The sequence below is a fragment of the bacterium genome, assembly GCA_035703895.1.
Lineage (GTDB): Bacteria > Sysuimicrobiota > Sysuimicrobiia > Sysuimicrobiales > Segetimicrobiaceae > Segetimicrobium.
Genome location: DASSXJ010000196.1, coordinates 1 through 2,670, shown reverse-complemented (window position 1 = coordinate 2,670; position 2,670 = coordinate 1). Strand labels below are relative to the sequence as shown.

The 2,670-nt window shown below is 68.7% G+C and carries 2 protein-coding genes and 1 tRNA gene; all 3 read right to left on the bottom strand.

All coding sequences use genetic code 11. From position 1 onward, the window contains the following. On the bottom strand, positions 1-1,655 hold a 1,655-nt coding region (locus VFP86_13400; protein ID HET9000634.1), incomplete at its 3' end, for a tetratricopeptide repeat protein. A 198-nt stretch (positions 1,656-1,853) separates the two neighbouring features. Next, a tRNA-Thr gene (locus tag VFP86_13395) sits at positions 1,854-1,930 on the bottom strand. Between the two features lie 55 nt (positions 1,931-1,985). Beyond that, a partial coding sequence (locus VFP86_13390) for a 3-oxoacyl-ACP reductase family protein (protein ID HET9000633.1) occupies positions 1,986-2,670 on the bottom strand: 685 nt, incomplete at its 5' end.

The following is a 2,670-nucleotide window of genomic DNA, read 5'->3' as shown; positions in this document are numbered from 1 at the left end:
ATAACCAACGCGATCACCGTCTCAGGTGTCCCCGCCTCCCGGCCCAGCGCCACGCCCCGTTCCAGCAGCGCCCGCGCGTCGCTGGGGTCATCCTGGAATGCGGTGACGGTTCCGAGGCGGGTGAGGATACGTACCATCAGGGCCGGGTCGCGTAACGGCTCTGCGAGGGCCAACGCCTCCTCCAGCAGCGCCCGGGCCTGTGAGTAATCGCCCATGAGCAGCGCGAGGAAGCCCTCGCCCACGAGTGCTCTGGCGCGAAGGGAGGGAGCGGTGTCAGCACCCAGGGCTCGTGCCTCCTCGAGCCAGCGCCGTCCCTCGCGCAGGTAGCCGCGGACCGCCCAGAAGTAGAAGTCCGCCAACGCTGCAGTGAGACGCAGGCTGAGCTCGCTGTCTCTCCGTTCCCCCGCCCACCGCAGTGCCGCCCGGATGTTTTCGTGCTCCGTCTCTAAGCGTCGGAACCAGGCCTCTTCCCCGCGGCCCCACCCCGCCGCAGCCGCCTGCTCCGTCAGGGCGAGGTAGTGATGCGCGTGCCTGTCCCGGGCCGTGCCCAGCTCTCCACTTTCGACAAGGCGCGCCAGTGCGTATTCCCGCACCGGCTGGAGCAACCGGTAGCGCCGGTCGTCGCCGGCGATCGCGTCGGCCTGCACCAGGCTCTTGTCCACGAGCAGGCCGAGGATCGCCCATGTCGACATGCCCGGCTCGGCCTGGATGACGGCCTCCGCCGCCTCCAGCGTCCACCCCCCCACAAACACGGCCAGCTGGCGGAACGCCGTTTGCTCGGTGGCGCTGAGCAAGCCATAACTCCAGTCCATCGCGTCGCGCAGGGTGTGCTGCCGCCCCGGCACATCCCGCACTTCTTCCGTGGACAGGAGGGCCTGCCCCTGGAGCCGCGCGAGCATCGCCGTCGGCGACAGGACGTGACTGCGCGCTGCGACGATCCGAATCGCGAGCGGGAGGCCATCGAGCCGGTGCAGGAGCGCGGCGAGGGCGGGCGCGTCCGCCAGGGTGGGCGCAAGGTCTGGCTGAACACGCCGGGCGTGCTCCATGAATAGCATAGCGGCTGGCGCCTGCATCATCCATGCGGGAGCCGGAGTACGCAGATCGGGCAGGGCCAGCCCCGTCACCAGCAGGCGGTGCTCCAGGCGAAGATTCAACGGCTCGCGGCTCGTGACCAGTACCTTGAGCTGAGGCGCGGCCGCCAACAGCACCGCCACCCGCACTGCCGCGGGCAAGAGATGCTCAAAGTTATCCAAGACCAGCAGGAGGTGGCGATCCCGGAGATAGGCGTTGACTCGCTCCGCTGGGGAAGGAGCCGCGGCAGTTTCCTCGAGCCTGAGGGCTTGCCCGATTGCGGCGTCGATCTCGGCGGGGTCATGGAGCGGTGCCAGGTCGACGAACCAGACCCCATCCCGGAACGCCGGCTGGACGTACCGGGCTGCCGCGAGAGCCAGGCGCGTCTTCCCGATGCCCCCCGGGCCCGTCAACGTCACGAGGCGCACGGACTCGCCGAGGAGGTGAGTGCGAATGGTCTCCAACTCGCGCTCCCGGCCGATCAGCGGCGCCGGATCCGACAGCACCGTGACCGGCAGCGCGCCGAAAGTGGGCGATGCGGCGTTCTCTTTAGTCCAGCCGACCCGGTGGCGCGGCTTGGGCATCGTCATCTCCCCCGTGGCCCCCGGCACGCGCGCACCGCTGAATCCGCCGTCGAGCCCCATATCCGCACCTGGAGGGAATCTGGCCAGGTATGCTTCATCGGTGAACGTTGGGCCGCCACCGCATCTCTAACCCGAGAGAACGCCGCCAAGAAGGCCGATTCTCGGGGTAGGCCGACATGCGCAAACCCTAGTAAAACCTGGAGCCCTCGACCGGACTTGAACCGGTAACCCCCTCATTACAAGTGAGGTGCTCTGCCGAATTGAGCTACGAGGGCGTCGTTCCACCGTAGTCTAGCAGTGCCGGGGAACCCTGGCAAGGAGCGCTCACCCTCAACTCATGTACAGGCCGCCGTTGACGTCGATCGTCGCGCCGGTGATGAACCCCGAGTCCGGGCCGGCCAAGAAGGCGACCACGCGGGCGACATCTTCCGGAGTGCCGAGACGCCCGAGCGGGGTACGGGCCGCGAAGTCTTGGCGGACCTCCTCCGGCCACGGCCGGGTCATCTCGGTCATGATCACCCCGGGAGCAACCGCGTTGACCCGGATCCCCTTCGGTCCGTACTGACGGGCCAGTGTCCTCGTCAGCCCCACCACCCCCGCCTTGGATATGGCGTAATCGACCCCGGCGGCGATCCCGCCAACCCGCGCGGCGAGGGAGGCCAGGCTGACGATGGCGCCGCTCCCTTGCCGCACCATCACCGGCAACACCGCCTGGGTGATGAAGAAGACCGCTTTGAGGTTGATCGCCATGAGACGGTCCCACTGCTCTTCGGTCAGTTCCTCGGTCGGCGTCCGATTGAGGATCCCCGCATTGTTGACGAGGATATCGATCCGGCCGTACCGGCCGACGGTCTCGTGCACGAGGTGCGGGGCGGCACGCATCTGGGCCAGATCCACCGTCACAGCGACCGCCTTGCCCCCCGCGGCGACGATCGTGCGGACCGCCGCCTCCGCCTCCTGGGCCAGTCGATCGGCGATGACCACCGCCGCCCCCGCGCGGCTGAGTTCGGTAGCG